Source organism: Parasphingomonas halimpatiens, from assembly GCF_036663795.1.
Lineage (GTDB): Bacteria > Pseudomonadota > Alphaproteobacteria > Sphingomonadales > Sphingomonadaceae > Sphingomonas.
In genome coordinates, this window is sequence record NZ_JAXOJP010000014.1 from 82,392 (window position 1) to 98,006 (window position 15,615).

A 15,615-nucleotide genomic window follows, 5' to 3' on the forward strand; every position below is an offset into this window, starting at 1 on the left:
ATATTCCTGCTTCGGCGCGACCTCGCGCTAATAAGCCCGCGCCACCGCAAACTCGACCGCCTCGACCATCGCATCCTTCGCCGCGCCCGAGGGGAACGGCCCGAGCGCGTCGATCGCGCGCTGGCCGTAATGGCGGGCGCGGGCGAGCGTATCGTCGACCGCGCGGCTGTCGCGGATCAGCGCCACGGCGTGGGTGAAATCCTCGTCGCGCGCGCGGTGGCCTTCCATCGCCGCCTTCCAGAAGGCGCGGTCCTCGGCGCTGCCGCGGGCATAAGCGAGGATGACCGGCAGCGTCGCCTTGCCCTCGCGGAAATCGTCGCCGGCGTCCTTGCCCATCGTGCCGGCGTCGGAGACGTAATCGATCGCGTCGTCGACCAGCTGGAAGGCGATGCCGAGATTGCGGCCGTAGGAATCGAGCGCCAGCTCCTCGCTCTCGGGGCGTTCGGCGACGACTGCGGCGATGCGGCAGGCGGCGGCGAACAGCGCGGCGGTCTTGGCGCCGATGATGTCGAGATAACGCTCCTCGCCGATATCGACGCGGCGCGCGGCGGTCAGCTGGTTGACCTCGCCCTCGGCGATGATCGCGCTGGCGCCCGACAGGATCTTGAGAACCTTGAGGCTGCCATCCTCGACCATCAGCTCGAACGAGCGGCTGAACAGGAAGTCGCCGACCAGCACGCTCGCCGGGTTGCCCCAGATCAGATTGGCGGTGCGCTTGCCACGCCGCAGGTCGGAGCCGTCGACGACATCGTCGTGCAGCAGCGTGGCGGTGTGGATGAACTCAACCGCGGCGGCGAGGCGGTGGTGGCGCGCGCCGGTGTAGCCGAGCAGCCTTGCGCTGGCGAGCGTCAGCATCGGGCGCATGCGCTTGCCGCCGCCAGCGATGAGATGGCCGGCCAGTTCGGGGATCAGCGGGATGTCCGACTGCATCCGGCCGAGAATGACGGCGTTGACCAGATTGAGGTCGCCGGCGACCAGCTGAACCATCGGTTCGAGCGAGGGGGCACGCGACGCGTCGAGGCGGTGGATCGTGGCGCTCATGGTGCCGTGCGATGTGGCGACAAGACAGCATAAAGGCAAGCCCAACCGGGCTTGCGCCGCGTGTTATCGCACCGCAAAGAGGACGCGTCAGGACAGGGGAAGCCATGGTGACCGACGAGACGCTGCGCGGCTATCGCCAGAGCATCGACAATATCGACGCCGCGCTGGTGCACATGCTGGCCGAGCGCTTCAAGGTGACGCAGGCGGTCGGCCGTTACAAGGCGACGAGCGGACTGCCGCCGGCTGACCCCGGCCGCGAGGAACGGCAGATCGCGCGGCTGCGCCGCCTCGCCGAGGAAGCCGATCTCGACCCCGAGTTCAGCGAGAAATTCCTCCGCTTCATCATCGACGAGGTGATTCGCCACCACCAGCATCTGCGCGAGACGGTGTCCGAGCGTGCGGTGCAGCCGATGAAGATCGGGATCGTCGGTGCAGGCTTCATCGGCCGGGCGGTGGCACGGCTCGCCGTGTCGCGCGGGCACCAGGTGATGCTGAGCAACTCGCGCGGGCCGACGTCGTTGCTGTCCACCGTCGCGTCGATCGGCTGCGGCGTCGGGACGGTCGCCGACGCGGCGGCGTTCGGCGACCTGGTCCTGCTCGCCATCCCGTTGGCCGCGCTCGCCACGCTCGACCCCGGGCCGTTCGTCGGCAAGATCGTGATGGATGCCGACAATTACTATCCGATGCGCGATGGGGCGATCGCGGCGCTCGACGCCGGCGAAACGACCACCAGCGAAGAGACGGCGAAGCATCTCGTCGGCGCCAAGGTGGTCAAGGCGTGGAACGCGATCCTCGAGCGCGACATCGAAAAGGACGCGCGACCGGCCGGCGCGCCGGGGCGTCGCGCGCTGCCGATCGCTGGCGACGACAGTGCCGCGAAGCAGGTGGTTGCCGGCCTGATCGACGAGCTCGGCTACGATGTGGTCGATGCCGGGCCGTTGGCGGAAGGCTGGCGTTTCGAGCGCGCGCGCCCGTCTTATTGCGTGTCGCTCGATCGCGCCGCGCTCGTCGCCGCACTGGCCGCGGCCGATCGCGGGCAAACCGTCGCGGAGGGTTCATGGCGACCGGCGAGCTGAAGGGATTGCAATCGACGTTGAGCGATCGCCAGGCGGTGTGGGCGTTCGCGCTCGGCTGCGTGGCGGTGACCGCGGGTGTGCTGCTCCATCTGCCGATGTTCGCGATGGCGCGGGCGATGCACTATCGGCTGGCCGGCATGCCGATGGACGCCGGCATGATCGGCGGCATGTTCCTGATCATCGGCGGGGTGATCGTCGCGGCGTGGGGGCTGCTGCCGCGCAACATCGCCGCGCAGCGCGCCGCGACCGCGACGATCGAGATCGCCGCGCCCGAGGACGCCGCACTCGGCTGGCCACACTGGCGGCTGATGGCCGTGCTGACAATCGCGCTGATCATCGACGTGATGAAGCCCGCCTCGCTCGGCTTCACCGTGCCCGGCATGGTCAGCGAATATGGTGTGCCGCGCGCGACCGTCAGCCTGGTGCCGTTTGCCGCGCTGACCGGCACGGTGATCGGCTCGATGCTGTGGGGCGTGATCGCCGACATTTATGGCCGCAAGGCCTCGATCCTGTTGTCGGCGGTGATGTTCGTCGGCACCTCGATCTGCGGGGCGATGCCGAGTCTGGCCTGGAACATCGGCATGTGTTTCATGATGGGCGCCGCGGCCGGCGGCATGCTGCCGGTAACCTATGCGCTGCTCGCCGAGATGATGCCCAACCGCCATCGCGGCTGGAGCCTGGTGCTGGTCGGCGGGCTCGGCGCGGCGGGGGGCTATTTCGCGGCGAGCGGGCTGTCGGCGCTGCTGCTGCCGGTGTTCGGCTGGCGCATCCTGTGGCTGGCCAATCTGCCGACCGGGCTGAGCCTGATCCTGCTCGGCGGGATGATCCCCGAATCCGCCAAATTCCTGCTCGCACGCGGCCGCACCGCCGAGGCGGAAGCCGTGATGCGCCGCTTCGGCGCGGTCGCGCGCGCGGTCGTCGCGCAGCCGGCGATCGGCCACGTGCCGCTGACCGGCCGCGCGCTGGCCGGCAAGCTCGCCGCGCTGACCGTCGCCGCGCTGGCCTGGGGGCTGGTCAATTTCGGCCTGCTGCTGTGGCTGCCGACCGATCTCGCGGCCAAGGGTTATTCGGTCGCGGTGGCCAGTGGTCTGCTCGCCAAGTCGGCGCTGATCGCCTTCCCCACGGTGTTCCTCGCCGCCTGGATGTACAGCCGCTGGAGCACCAAATGGTCGCTCGCCGCGATGATCGCCGTCACGCTGGGCGGCCTCGCCGGGGTGCTCGCGCTCGAACTGGCCGGCAGCGGCAGCCCGGTGTTGCCGGTGGCGCTGCTGATCGTCGGCTCGAACGGGATCATCGCGATCATCCTGCCCTATACCGCCGAGAGTTTCCCGCTGCGCGTGCGCGGGCGCGCGACCGGCTGGGTGGCGGCCTCGACCAAGGCCGGCGGGCTGATCGCGCAGGGGCTGAGCATCGCCGGGGCGATCCCGGCCATGGGCCTCGCGGCGGCGCTGATCATGGCGCCGGCCGCGCTCGCGCTGCTGCTGGTGGCGCTGTTCGGGCGCGAGACGCTGGGCCGCGACCTGCGCACGCTCGACGGTGAAGCCGCGTTCGCGGCATGACCGACGTGCGATCGGTCAGCCGGCAGACGTGGATGGTGCCGGTCGTGCTCGGCCTCGCCTTGCTGCTCGCCGCGCTGCTGCAGGCCGCCGCCTTCTGGCCCGGCATCATGACCTGGGACGCGGTGCGCCAATATGGCGAGGCGTTGACCGGCCATTATGACGACTGGCATCCGCCGGCGATGGACTGGCTGTGGCGTCAGCTGCTGGTGATCCATGCCGGCCCGGCACCGATGCTGGTGCTGCAGATGGGGCTTTACTGGGCCGGCTTTGCCGGGCTGGCCGGTTGGGCGCTGCGCGCGCGGCGGCGTGGGCTGGCGATCGGCCTGACGCTCGCGGCACTGATGCCGATCCCGCTCGCGCTGATGGGCGCGGTGCTCAAGGATTGCCTGATGGCCGGCGGGTTGATGGCGGTGGTGGCGCTGCTCGCCTGGCTGCCACAGCGCGGCGGCCGGGCGTTGCGCGCGGCGGCGATCGTGCTGCTGGTCGGCGCGGCGACGTTACGCTTCAACGCGCTGCCGGCGTGCCTGCCCTTGATGATCGCGGTGCTGCCGCCGGGCTGGTGGTCGACGCGCTGGCGCTTCGCCGCCGCCACCCTGGTCTGCGCCGTGATCCTCGCCAGCGCGCTGCCCGTCGCCAATCGCCTGCTCCGCGCCGAGCCGAGCGGTGTCGGGCTCTCGCTGGTGATCTTCGACCTCGCCGGCATCACCTATCACAGCGGCGTCGACGTGTTCCCCGATATCGACGTGCAGGACCGGGTCGCGGTCAACGCCAAATGCTACACGGCGGTGCAGTGGGACCATTATGCCTGGTGGTCGCCCGAGGCGTGCCCGATCCAGTTCCTCGACGTCGGCGATGCCTTCGACGATGCGAAGGAAAGCCCGTACCGCCATTGGTTCGGCGCGGTCGTCGCGCATCCCTTTGCCTATGCCGCGCACCGGCTGGCGCATTTCAACCTCAACATGCGTTTCCTGACGCACAAGGAGGTCGAGCAGGCCGCGCAGATCGAATCCGCGCCCAACGACTGGGGCTATCACATCGTCCATAACCCGCTGCTCGACGCGCTGTACTGGCTGGCATTGTGGACCGGGCGCACGCCGCTCGGCTGGCCGATCTGCTGGATGGCGCTGGCGCTGGGCACGCTGATCGTTGCGCCAGCGCTGCCGACGCGGCGGATCATCGTGCCCGTCGCGCTGTCGGCGCTGCTCTATGGGCTGGGGTATCTGCCGGCGAGCGTCGCCTCGGAGCTGCGCTACAATCTGTGGACGATGCTGGCCGCGCTGGTCGCGGCCGCGATCGCCGCCGCCGACCTCCACCGAGTTGGCGGTGTGAGGCCGGCGCAGCTGCGCTGGGCAAGCGCACCGTTGATCATTGTCACCACTTTGTGCCTCATCTGGCGCCTGACCTGATCCACCACCCGTCTGTCATTTTCTCAGTCCTCTTCCTCGCACGCAATCAACGAAAGGCCCGAGCCGGAGCATGGGCTCGTCACGTTCGTTCGTCTTGCGAACGATGCGCATCGTGATACGATCGCGATCATTTGCCGGGGGAGATTGGCCGTGGATACTGTCGCTATAGTTATGATATTTCGGGGAATTACCCTTCTTGTCGTGGCAATCGGCGGCATATTTTGCATCTATCTCGGCTGGAAGCTTTATGTTCAGGGGATCAGTTCCCCCGTTAGTTCCGAAATCGCCAAGGGTGAGCAATGGAAGTTCACGCTCAAGGCGCTCGGTCCCGGCGTATTCTTCGCGCTGTTCGGCATGTGGATACTGGTCCGCACGATCGACAATCAAACCACGATCGATCCTGCCGAAAGTGACCCGGTCGAACAGCAGGGCAATCAGTCCGGTCTGAGTATAGGCGATCTGCTGGTCAGCCCGGCGCGCGCCGCCGAACCCGGCCCCGCCCAGTCTCGCCCGATGGCTCGCGTCTGCTTTCGCTACCCCCGAATGCGCATGTCCAACGGGCAGTCGTTCGAGACACGCGATTTTCAGGCCGCGATCGACGATTCCGTGACGTTGCTGAAAAAGGGCAGTTTCTCGAGCGACGAAAATGCGCGCGTCAACAAGACCATCCTGGTCATGTCGCGTCTCGTTACACCGCAGCCTGAGCACTGATCCCGATGTGCCGAGCATTCGTCCGGCTGGCGATGCTCTTCGCCGGGATCATCCTTCTTTGCGGTTCACCGGCGACCGCGCAGACCTGGCCGCAGCAGAATTACGCGGCCTATCGCGGGATGATCCTAAATGCGGCCAACCGCTTTCGTGATGCGATCGTTCGGTATCGGGCGCCGCTCGGCTTCGACGCGCGCATCGCCCAACACAGCGTGATAGCGGCGGCGGCCGGGGACCCCGAATGCTTCGATCCGACCAATTTCGCTTATTACGACCTCAACGGTCATGTCGTGATGTGCGTGGAAAGTTTCGTCCACTTCTTCGAATTTGAAGTGGAAAACCTGAAGTTGACGTCGATCCGCAGGGATTTGATCACCCAGGACGATATCGCCGAATATGGTCGCCGTGTCGCGCAATTTTACATGGCGCACCAAAGCGGTCGCGACACACCGGGCGGGCATTGCGCCGCGGAATATTGGGTCTTTCTGGTGCGCAATCATTTGCCGCGGGAGGCCTGCTTCGCCCAAAAAGTGGCGTATCTGCCCGCCTACCTCAATTTCATGAAGGTTGGCGGCATATATCGCGACGTTCTCAACGACACGCTCGGTGAGCTACGCGCCGCCGGTGTCGACACGGCAAGAATGGATCTGAGTGAATTCGAAAAATATAAGACCAGCGCGGCCGAAGATCAGCTAAAAAACCTATCAACCTTGATGTACGGAGAGTACTTTTCGGGAAGTATTAGCGCAGTTTATTTTCATGAACTCGGTCATTTTTATCTGAATCATGGAAAAGATGGCGCGTGTGTTGTAATTCAGGAGGAAAATGCCGCTGAACAATTTTCACGCGATCTTATCGATAAATTCTCGAAGGGCGAGTATAACGACGTTGACGTTGGTCAAGCGTATTTTCTCAACAGTTATTACGCCATCTATCTTGAGGAGCTAATCGATCGACTCGAGGAGATTGAAAGCTCGCGCGGCCCGAACCGTTCGATCGCCGAGCTGCCGACGGAGCTTCGCGGGCTTGGAGTGGTAAAGCTCGGCGCGGCATTGCAGGGGGTCGCTGACGAACCTGCGATGGCCGCCTATATCTCGCATCAGGCGAGCGAGCCGATCGATGTCGCTGAAATCAGCTCGGTTATCGACAGGTTGGTTGCGCTTCGCGGATGCAGTGGGCCGGGTCATGCGTCGGCGCGTCGCTGAGAACAAATTGTGCCGGCGCGGTATCGCCAACATATGGTGTAACGATGCACAACAGCGCCGCGCGATGCGCTATCGGATGGCGGCGCGCGACGCCGCACGGATCGGCACGAATTCCGATCCCGCCTTCCAGCTCGGCCAGCGCGTGCTGTTCGCAAGATCGCGGCCCATGCGGTAGACCAACGCGACATCCTGCGCCGCGCCGGTCAGGTCCCAGTCAGCGCTCCAGTCGTCGCAGGTCTGGTGATAGCAATGCGCGGTATAGTCGCTGACCCATTGGTCGCCCGCCGCGCGGCCGCCCTTGACCAGGTCGGCGCCGCCGCCAATCCCCATCAGCAGCAAGGTCGGCACGCCGCGCCGGGCGAGCGAGAAATGGTCGGCGCGGTAGAACAGCCCGCGCTCGGGCTTCGCGTCGGCAGTGACGGTGCGGCCCTGCGTCGCCGCCGCCTTGGCGAGGTCGTCCTCGAGCTCATTTTGCCCGGCGCCGACCAGCACCACGTCACGCGCCGCGCCCGCCGTCTGCAGCACATCCATCGTGTAGTTCGCGACCATGTCGCGCGCCGGGAACAGGTTCGACTGGGCGAAGGTCTCCGAGCCGAGCAGCCCGCGCTCCTCGGCCGACCAGGCGGCGAACAGCAAGGTGCGTTTGGTGCGCGGCGCGGCGGCGAAATCGCGCGCCAGTTCGAGCACCGCCGCAACACCGATCGCGTCATCGGCGGCGCCGGCGCGGATCAGCCGGCCATTGGCGCCCGGCACCTTGCCGATGCCATACGCGTCCCAATGCGCCGCGAACGAGATCGTCTCCTGCGGGCGCGTCGTGCCGGGCAGCTTGGCCAGCACATTGCGGCTCGCGACGCGGTCGCGCGTCACGGCGATGTCGGCCGACAGCGTCGCGCCGGGCAGCGCGACTGGCTGGAAATCGCGCCGCCGTGCGGCGCGGCTGAGCTGCGCCAGGTCGAGCCCCGCGGCGGAAAACAGGCGCGTCGCGGCGTCGGCCGACAGCCAGCCCTGCAACATCGTCGGCTCGGTCGCGCCGGGTTTGCGCACGACCGCGAAGCTCTCGCCGCCCGGCGCGATCACGGTGTTCCAGCCATAACCGGCGCCGGCGCTATCATGGACGATCAGGATGCCGATCGCGCCGCGCTTCGCCGCTTCGTCGAACTTGTAGGTCCAGCGGCCATAATAGGTCATCGCCTGGCCGCCGAACACGCCGATCACCGGGTCGCCGGCGGGCGCGTTGAAATCCGGGTCGTTGACCAGAAACACGGCGACCTTGCCCTTGAGGTCGACCTGCTTGAAATCGTCCCACTGCCGCTCGGGCGCGTTGACGCCGTAACCGACGAACACCAGCGGCGCCGCCGCGATCGTCGCGCGATCGACGTCGCGCACGGTGCCGAGATAGATGTCCTTGCCCTGCACCAGCGTCATGTCGCTCGATCCGGCATGGACGCTGACCGGCGCGGCGGTGTCGAGCCTGGTGTGGAGCAGCGGCACCGCCTGGGTCCAGCCGCCCTTGTCGCCGGCGGGCGTCAGCCCCAGCGCCTTGAAGCGCGCGACGATCCATTCGACCGCGCGATCCTCCCCCGCCGTGCCCGGCCCGCGCCCCTCGAACGCGTCGCTGGCGAGGATGCGCGTGTCGTCGGACAGCCGCGCCTTGTCGATCGGCGCGGCGCTGGCGGCGGGTGGGGCGGACTGCGCGAGGCCGGGCGCGGCGGCACAGGTGGCGAGAAGGGCCGGCAGGAGGAAGGAGTTGCGCATGTGTCGTCCTACGGTTGCTGAGGCAACGGCATATGACGCGCTTTGCGGTCCGACAACCGAGACGTGGTCTGTCCTCACGACCGCAATGCCGCACCCGTCGCGGGGTTGCGCCGCCGCGCGAAAAAGCTCAACCCGCTGGGCATCTCCCCCGAGCCGATGCTATCCGTGAACCCGCTCAATCCCGCCCTGATCCGCTTTTCCTTCGCCTGGCTGCGCCGACGCGTGCGCGCGAGCGAGGCGATGTTTATCCTGCTCGCGGTCGGCGTCGGCGCGGCATCGGCGCTGCTCAGCGTCGTGCAGGGCGGGGTTGCGCGGACGCTGCAACATCTGTTGTTCGCGCTGCCGCCGGCGGCACGCCTCAGCGCCGAGCCGGCGCTGTCCGGGCCGATCCTGCTGGTGCTGCCCGCCGGCGGGGCGATCCTCGCGCTGTTCTCGCTTGCGGTGCGGGTGCGCAAGCGGCGGCTGGTCGATCCGGTCGAGGCCAATGCGCTGCACGGCGGGCGCATGTCGCTGGCCGACAGTCTGGTGATCTCCGGGCAGACCGTGCTGTCGAACGGCTTCGGCGCCTCGGTCGGGCTGGAGGCGGCCTATACCCAGCTCGGCGGCGCGATCGCGGCGTGGGTCGGCAGCGCGCTGGCGCTGCGCCGTGCCGACCTGCGCCATCTCGTTGGGGCAGGCGCGGGGGCGGCGATCGGCGCGGTGTTCGGCGCGCCGCTGGCCGGCGCCTTTTACGCGTTCGAGATCGTCATCGGCGCCTATACCCCGTCGGCAATCGCGCCGGTGGCGGCGGCGGCGCTGGCCGGGGCGCTCGTCGCGCAGTCGCTCGGCGTCCAGCCCTATGTCATCGAGGCGGTGGCCGGCGCTCCGGTCGAAACGCATCACTACATCATCTACGCGCTGCTCGGCGCGCTGTGCGCCGGCTATGGCGTGTTGCTGATGCGCGCGGTGGCGCTGGTCGAGCGCGGCGTGCGGCGCATCGCGCTGCCCGATTGGGCACGACCGGCGATCGGCGGGGCGCTGCTCATCCCGATCGCTCTGGTCTCGCCCCAGGCGCTGTCGGCCGGGCATGGCGCGCTCCATGCCGATCTCGCAATCGGCGCATCGCTCGGCTTCATCGCCACGGTGCTGCTGGCCAAGTCGGCGGCATCGATCGTTTCGCTGGGGTTCGGCTTTCGCGGCGGCCTGTTCTTCGCCTCGTTGTTCCTCGGCACGCTGCTCGGCCATCTCTTCGCCGCCGCCGTGACGATGGTCGTCGGGCATCAGGTGATCGATCCGCACAATGCCGCTCTGGTCGGCATGGCGGCGCTTGCCGTCGCGGTGGTCGGTGGGCCCATGACGATGGCGATGCTGGTGCTGCAGGCGACGCACGATTTCTCGCTGACCGGCGCGGTGGTCGCCGCCGCTTTGGTCGCCTCGACCATCGTACGCGAGACCTTCGGTTATTCCTTCTCGACCTGGCGGCTGCATCTGCGCGGCGAGACGATCAAGAGCGCGCGCGACGTCGGCTGGGTCAAGACGCTGACCGCCGGGCGGATGATGCGCCGCGAGACGCGCGCCACGCCCGACGCGCTCAGCATCGCCGAATTCCGCCACCGCTATCCGCTCGGTTCGACCAGCCGCGTCGTGCTGTGCGACGGCGAGGGCCATTATGCCGGCGTGGTGCAAACGGCTGCCGCCTATGCCGAGGGGCGCGACCCCGGCGCGGCGATCGCCACGCTCGCCGCCAATCGCGACACCGCGTTGACGCCCGAGACCAACATCGTCGAGGTCATGAAGACTTTCGACCGCACCGGCAGCGACGAACTGGCGGTGGTCGCGGGGGACCAGCACGTGCTGGGAATCCTGTCGGAGACCTATGTCCGGCGGCGCTATGCCGAGGAACTGGAGAAGGCGCAGCGGGATTTGTTTGGGGAGTGAGGGGGCGATAAGGGGCTGACGCTCGCGCCCCGGAACGGCTCAACGCGGATGCTTTACGCAACTCAGCATGCGGTTTTCAAATGCGGGTCGTCCGGGATCACTCCCCTTACCTCGCCGTCGGGCGATACTGTGAGGAGATAGAGGCCGCCCGCCTCCGGAAAGCGCAGGGCGTGAACTAACATGTGACGCACATAGGTTCGGCTGCCGCGTTTCCCCTGACAGCTGCGGTAGGTCCATTCGGCCCAGACTTGATCTGTCCCTTCCGGCCCATAAACATAGTCTTGGTTCTTGGTGGAATACCCGCTGTGTATCAGCTTGGCGCGCACAAGCCGGCTGGGTTCGGAGGCTTGCCCCGAAGCGCCGCTCATCGTGAAAAATGCCGTTACTGCAATGGCGAGCCGTATCCCGTTCATGGCGGGCAATGTCCTACATCGATGTGGCATCCGCAACCGGGGCGAATGTCGCCGCGTGCTCGCGGCGGCCGGTTCACCAACCGACGGAAAAGGGGCCCGGCATTGCTGCCGGACCCCCTCATCCTCTCCGCCATCCTTGCGGATTAACTTTTAATCCCGGTCGCCCGTCAGAAAAGCCGGGGCGAACTCGGGCGCGGGGCCGTTGTCGTCCGTGCCTTCACGACGCGGTGCGCGCTCGGCGCGCTCGCCGCCGCCGTCGCGACGCGGGCCGCGATCACCGCCATCGCGGCGCGGACCACGGTCACCACCGTCACGACGCGGGCCGCGATCGCCGCCACCGCCGCCATCGCGACGCGGACCACGATCGCCGCGGGGGCCACGGTCGCCGCCTTCACGCGGTTCGCGCGCCGGGCGGGTGTCTTCCAGTTCGGCGCCGGTCTCCTGATCGACGACGCGCATCGACAGGCGAACCTTGCCGCGCGGATCGATCTCGAGCACCTTGACCTTCACTTCCTGGCCTTCGGAAACGACGTCCGACACCTTCTCGACGCGCTCGTTGCGCATCTCGGAGACGTGGACGAGACCGTCCTTGCCGCCCATGAAGTTCACGAACGCACCGAAATCGACCAGGTTGACGACCTTGCCGGTATAGACCTTGCCGACTTCGGCTTCCTCGACCAGGCCCTTGATCCAGGCGATTGCCGCCTCGATCTGCGCCGGATCGGACGAGCTGACCTTGATCACGCCCTCGTCGTCGATGTCGACCTTGGCGCCGGTGGTGGCGACGATCTCGCGGATCACCTTGCCGCCAGTGCCGATGACTTCACGGATCTTCGACTTGTCGATCGTGAAGGTCTCGATGCGCGGTGCGTGCGCCGACAGCTCTTCACGGGTGTGATCGAGCGCCTTGGCCATTTCGCCGAGGATGTGCGCGCGGCCTTCCTTGGCCTGGTTCAGCGCGGCGCGCATGATCTCTTCGGTGATGCCGGCGATCTTGATGTCCATCTGCATCGTGGTGATGCCTTCGGACGTGCCGGCAACCTTGAAGTCCATGTCGCCGAGATGATCCTCGTCGCCGAGGATGTCGGACAGGACCGCAAAGTCCTTGCCCTCGAGGATCAGGCCCATCGCGATGCCCGAGACCGGGCGCTTCAGCGGCACGCCGGCATCCATCATCGACAGCGAACCGCCGCACACCGTCGCCATCGACGACGAGCCGTTCGACTCGGTGATGTCGGAGAGAACGCGGATCGTGTAGGGGAACTCTTCCTTGGCCGGCAGCACCGGGTGCAGCGCGCGCCAGGCGAGCTTGCCATGGCCGACTTCGCGACGGCCCGGGGCGCCGAAGCGACCGACTTCACCGACCGAGTAGGGCGGGAAGTTATAGTGCAGCATGAAGTGCTCGTAATTGAGCCCGTTCAGACCGTCGATCATCTGCTCGGCGTCGCGCGTGCCGAGCGTGGTGGTGCAGATCGACTGCGTCTCGCCACGCGTGAACAGCGCGGAGCCGTGTGCGCGCGGCAGGAAGTGCACCATCGCCTCGATCGGACGGATCTGGGTGGTGGTGCGGCCGTCGATGCGCTGGCCGTCCTTGAGGATGGCGCCGCGAACGATCTCGGCTTCCAGCTTCTTCATCAGCTTGCCGGCAGCCATCTGGTCCTGCGGTGCGGCATCGGCGAACGCCGCCTTGCCCTTGGCACGTGCCTCGTTGAGCAGGTTCGAACGCTTGGACTTGTCGGTCACCTTGTAGGCGGCGGCGATGTCCTTGCCGATCAGCTTCTTGAGCTTGTCCTTGGCGGCCGTCAGGTCGGCCTGGGCGGCCATTTCCCACGGATCCTTGGCAGCCTGCTCGGCCAGGTCGATGATCGCGTTGACCGCCTCGCGGCAGGCCTTGTGCGCGAACTGCACCGCGCCGAGCATGACTTCTTCCGAAAGCTCCTTCGCTTCGGATTCGACCATCATCACGGCATTGCCGGTGGCGGCGACGACGAGGTCGAGCTCGCCGGCCTTCACCTGGTCGTTGGTCGGGTTGAGGATATATTCGCCATCGACATAACCGACGCGCGCGGCGCCGATCGGGCCCATGAAGGGCACACCCGAGATGGTCAGTGCGGCAGACGCCGCAACCATTGCCAGCACGTCGGGCTCATTCTCGCCATCATAGCTGAGCACCTGACAGATCACGTTGATTTCGTTGTAGAAACCTTCCGGGAACAGCGGGCGGATCGGGCGATCGATCAGGCGGCTGGTCAGCGTTTCCTTTTCGGTCGCGCCGCGCTCGCGCTTGAAGAAGCCGCCGGGGATGCGGCCGGCCGCGCTGTACTTTTCCTGATAATGGACGGTGAGCGGGAAGAAATCCTGCCCTTCCTTGACCGAGCGTGCGGCGGTGACCGCGCACAGCACCACGGTTTCGCCGAGCGTCGCCATCACGGCGCCGTTAGCCTGGCGCGCAACGCGGCCGGTTTCCAGCGAGAGGGTCTGGCCGCCCCACTGGATTTCTACTTTCTTGGTGTCGAACATTGTATTTCCTTTACGCCGGCCGCCCAATGCGTGCCGGGGCCTGTGCGAGCCATCAGTGGCTCTTGCATTACCCTCCCAACCCGTTCGGGCTGAGCTTGTCGAAGCCTCGTTCTTTCTTCCTTCTTCCGGATTGAAGAAGTGCAGCCCCTCGACAAGCTCGGGGCGAACGGGGAAGGTTTGGCCGGAGCGCGGGCCGAATTGCCCGTACCCCGGATAGTGAAACGGCGCCCGTTTGGGCGCCGTCCCGTGTTACTTGCGGAGGCCGAGCTTCGCGATGATGGCGGTATAGCGCTCGCCATCCTTGTGACGGAGGTAATCGAGCAGGCTACGCCGCTTGTTGACGAGCATCAGCAGACCGCGGCGCGAATGGTTGTCCTTCGCGTGGATCTTGAAATGTTCGGTGAGGTTGCGGATACGCTCCGTCAGGATCGCTACCTGCACTTCGGGCGAACCGGTGTCGCCTTCGATACGGCCATGTTCCTTGACGAGCACGTCCTTGCGCTCTTGCGAAATCGTCATGTTATTCGTTCCTCGACATCACATTACAGGTTGAAGCCGCGCACCACGGAGACGTTGCCGTCCCGAACCTCGGCAAGGGCGACCGGAACATCGTCCAGCGTCGCGAAGCAGAGGCCATCGTGCGAAGCGATCCCGATCAGAACCCGCCCCTGTCGGAGCAGCCCTGCCTGTTCGGGGGTGAGGGATAGAGCCGGGATGTCGTCCAGCCCCGCCCTCAACGGCAGAAGTAGGTGTTCAAGCTCGCGCGCCATAGCGGATTCGGCCAATTTGTCCAGCGATATCGCCTGATCGAGGCCGAACGGGCCGGCCTTGGTCCGCCGCAACATGGTGACATGCCCGACCGTCCCCAGCGCCAGCGCGATGTCGCGCGCGAGACTGCGGATATAGGTGCCCTTGGAGACATGCGCGGTGAGCGTGGCCGATTCCAATGCCTCCCCCCCTTCAAATTCCTCCCCGGAACGGGGAGGGGGACCAGCGAAGCTGGTGGAGGGGCTTGGAGCGCGTTGCCCGTGCGCCGCGCGCCAAGCCCCTCCACCACCCGCTGAAGAAGCGGGCGGTCCCCCTCCCCGTTCCGGGGAGGAGTTTAAGGCGTGAACCGTCACCGCGCGCGTCGCCAGCACCACCTCTTCCCCGGCGCGCGCCAGGTCGTACGCCCGCTCGCCATCGACCTTCAGCGCGGAATAGGCCGGCGGCACCTGTTCGATCGGCCCGGTGAACCGTGCAAGCACCGCTTCCAGCGCCGCCGCCGTCGGCCGCACGTCGCTGGTGGCGATCGCGACGCCCTCGGCATCGAGCGTGTCGGTCTGTTCCCCGAAGCGGATCGTGAAGTCGTAGACCTTGTCGCTGTCGAGCATCCTGCCGGCGAGCTTGGTCGCCTCGCCCAGCGCGATCGGCAATACCCCGGTGGCGAGCGGATCGAGCGTGCCGCCATGGCCGACCTTGTACTTGCCATAGCCGCCGGTACGCAGCGCGCGCTTGACGGCCGAGACCGCCTGGGTCGAGCCGAGCCCGAGCGGCTTGTCGAGGATGATCCAGCCATGCATCGCGCGGCGCTTAGGGCGCGCGACGCGGCGCGGCCAGCCTCAATGCTTGTGCTTGGCCTTTTTCGGCGGCGCGGCGCTGGTCGTCAGCTGGTCGATCTTGCAGCGCTCGCCATCGACCAGCAGCGTGCCGGTCGAATCGAGCGTGTCGCCGGCAAAACGCGTGTCGATGCCGATCCGCGTCGCGAAGGGCAGTCCGGTGCAGGGGCCGAAGATGCTGGCATAATACCAGCGGCGATGTGCGTCCTGCAGATAGACGCCCTTGTCGCTATCGGCCTCGAAATCCTCGATCTGGCCGAAACGGATGAACGGAATGCGCGCCGGCTTGCCGACCTCGGACGCCGGCGTCTGGGCCTGTGCCGTTACGGCGAGCAGCATCAGGGGCAGGGCGACTGCGGGATATTTCATCATGACCACTTCCTCTTCCCCTCCGACGCACCACCCTGCGGGCCCGAG

At 66.9% G+C, this 15,615-nt stretch carries 13 protein-coding genes; 6 read left to right on the forward strand and 7 right to left on the reverse strand.

Annotation, left to right across the window (positions count from 1 at the left end; genetic code table 11):
- Positions 1 to 27: 27 nt before the first annotated feature.
- Positions 28 to 1,041 carry a polyprenyl synthetase family protein gene (locus tag U1839_RS15080; protein WP_332804429.1) on the reverse strand — a complete coding sequence of 338 codons (1,014 nt, stop codon included), beginning with the start codon at positions 1,039 to 1,041 and terminating at the stop codon, positions 28 to 30.
- A 104-nt stretch (positions 1,042 to 1,145) separates the two neighbouring features.
- On the opposite strand from U1839_RS15080, the gene U1839_RS15085 reads away from it, so the two are divergent.
- From U1839_RS15085 to U1839_RS15105, 5 genes are all read left to right on the forward strand, one after another.
- The gene (locus tag U1839_RS15085; RefSeq protein ID WP_332804430.1) at positions 1,146 to 2,117 is read left to right on the forward strand and encodes a chorismate mutase; all 972 of its coding nucleotides are present in this window, start codon (positions 1,146 to 1,148) and stop codon (positions 2,115 to 2,117) included.
- Positions 2,099 to 3,676: an MFS transporter gene (locus U1839_RS15090; RefSeq protein ID WP_332804431.1), complete on the forward strand. Its 1,578-nt coding sequence runs from the start codon at positions 2,099 to 2,101 to the stop codon at positions 3,674 to 3,676. The genes U1839_RS15085 and U1839_RS15090 overlap by 19 nt, the downstream gene beginning before the upstream one ends.
- The gene (locus U1839_RS15095) at positions 3,673 to 5,082 is read left to right on the forward strand and encodes a hypothetical protein (protein ID WP_332804432.1); all 1,410 of its coding nucleotides are present in this window, start codon (positions 3,673 to 3,675) and stop codon (positions 5,080 to 5,082) included. The genes U1839_RS15090 and U1839_RS15095 overlap by 4 nt, the downstream gene beginning before the upstream one ends.
- 201 nt (positions 5,083 to 5,283) lie before the next feature.
- A complete protein-coding gene (locus tag U1839_RS15100) occupies positions 5,284 to 5,793 on the forward strand; it encodes a hypothetical protein (protein WP_332804433.1) in 510 nt (169 codons plus the stop codon).
- A gap of 5 nt (positions 5,794 to 5,798) precedes the next feature.
- On the forward strand, positions 5,799 to 6,995 hold the full coding sequence (locus U1839_RS15105; protein ID WP_332804434.1) for a hypothetical protein: 1,197 nt from the start codon (positions 5,799 to 5,801) through the stop codon (positions 6,993 to 6,995).
- A 69-nt stretch (positions 6,996 to 7,064) separates the two neighbouring features.
- On the opposite strand, the gene U1839_RS15110 is transcribed toward U1839_RS15105, so the two are convergent.
- Positions 7,065 to 8,750: a M20/M25/M40 family metallo-hydrolase gene (locus U1839_RS15110; protein ID WP_332804435.1), complete on the reverse strand. Its 1,686-nt coding sequence runs from the start codon at positions 8,748 to 8,750 to the stop codon at positions 7,065 to 7,067.
- Between the two features lie 156 nt (positions 8,751 to 8,906).
- Between U1839_RS15110 and U1839_RS15115 the strand changes: the two genes are divergently transcribed.
- Positions 8,907 to 10,667: a chloride channel protein gene (locus U1839_RS15115; protein ID WP_332804469.1), complete on the forward strand. Its 1,761-nt coding sequence runs from the start codon at positions 8,907 to 8,909 to the stop codon at positions 10,665 to 10,667.
- A gap of 62 nt (positions 10,668 to 10,729) precedes the next feature.
- Here U1839_RS15115 and U1839_RS15120 read toward each other — a convergent pair whose 3' ends face one another.
- From U1839_RS15120 to U1839_RS15140, 5 genes are all read right to left on the reverse strand, one after another.
- Positions 10,730 to 11,080 carry a hypothetical protein gene (locus tag U1839_RS15120; RefSeq protein ID WP_332804436.1) on the reverse strand — a complete coding sequence of 117 codons (351 nt, stop codon included), beginning with the start codon at positions 11,078 to 11,080 and terminating at the stop codon, positions 10,730 to 10,732.
- A 150-nt stretch (positions 11,081 to 11,230) separates the two neighbouring features.
- Complete coding sequence (pnp, locus tag U1839_RS15125; protein WP_332804437.1) at positions 11,231 to 13,600, reverse strand: polyribonucleotide nucleotidyltransferase; 2,370 nt, start codon at positions 13,598 to 13,600, stop codon at positions 11,231 to 11,233.
- Between the two features lie 249 nt (positions 13,601 to 13,849).
- A complete protein-coding gene (rpsO, locus tag U1839_RS15130) occupies positions 13,850 to 14,119 on the reverse strand; it encodes a 30S ribosomal protein S15 (protein ID WP_332804438.1) in 270 nt (89 codons plus the stop codon).
- A gap of 23 nt (positions 14,120 to 14,142) precedes the next feature.
- On the reverse strand, positions 14,143 to 15,162 hold the full coding sequence (gene truB, locus U1839_RS15135) for a tRNA pseudouridine(55) synthase TruB (protein WP_332804439.1): 1,020 nt from the start codon (positions 15,160 to 15,162) through the stop codon (positions 14,143 to 14,145).
- Between the two features lie 39 nt (positions 15,163 to 15,201).
- On the reverse strand, positions 15,202 to 15,570 hold the full coding sequence (locus tag U1839_RS15140; RefSeq protein ID WP_332804440.1) for a DUF6491 family protein: 369 nt from the start codon (positions 15,568 to 15,570) through the stop codon (positions 15,202 to 15,204).
- Positions 15,571 to 15,615 lie beyond the last annotated feature (45 nt).

Coding starts and splice junctions, on each gene's coding strand:
- U1839_RS15080 (WP_332804429.1), bottom strand. CDS start 1,041: ATGAGCGCCACGATCCACCGCCTCGACGCGTCGCGTGCCCCCTCGCTC.
- U1839_RS15085 (WP_332804430.1), top strand. CDS start 1,146: ATGGTGACCGACGAGACGCTGCGCGGCTATCGCCAGAGCATCGACAAT.
- pnp (WP_332804437.1), bottom strand. CDS start 13,600: ATGTTCGACACCAAGAAAGTAGAAATCCAGTGGGGCGGCCAGACCCTC.
- U1839_RS15140 (WP_332804440.1), bottom strand. CDS start 15,570: ATGATGAAATATCCCGCAGTCGCCCTGCCCCTGATGCTGCTCGCCGTA.
- U1839_RS15115 (WP_332804469.1), top strand. CDS start 8,907: ATGCTATCCGTGAACCCGCTCAATCCCGCCCTGATCCGCTTTTCCTTC.
- U1839_RS15120 (WP_332804436.1), bottom strand. CDS start 11,080: ATGAACGGGATACGGCTCGCCATTGCAGTAACGGCATTTTTCACGATG.
- U1839_RS15095 (WP_332804432.1), top strand. CDS start 3,673: ATGACCGACGTGCGATCGGTCAGCCGGCAGACGTGGATGGTGCCGGTC.
- U1839_RS15105 (WP_332804434.1), top strand. CDS start 5,799: ATGTGCCGAGCATTCGTCCGGCTGGCGATGCTCTTCGCCGGGATCATC.
- truB (WP_332804439.1), bottom strand. CDS start 15,162: ATGCATGGCTGGATCATCCTCGACAAGCCGCTCGGGCTCGGCTCGACC.
- rpsO (WP_332804438.1), bottom strand. CDS start 14,119: ATGACGATTTCGCAAGAGCGCAAGGACGTGCTCGTCAAGGAACATGGC.
- U1839_RS15110 (WP_332804435.1), bottom strand. CDS start 8,750: ATGCGCAACTCCTTCCTCCTGCCGGCCCTTCTCGCCACCTGTGCCGCC.
- U1839_RS15090 (WP_332804431.1), top strand. CDS start 2,099: ATGGCGACCGGCGAGCTGAAGGGATTGCAATCGACGTTGAGCGATCGC.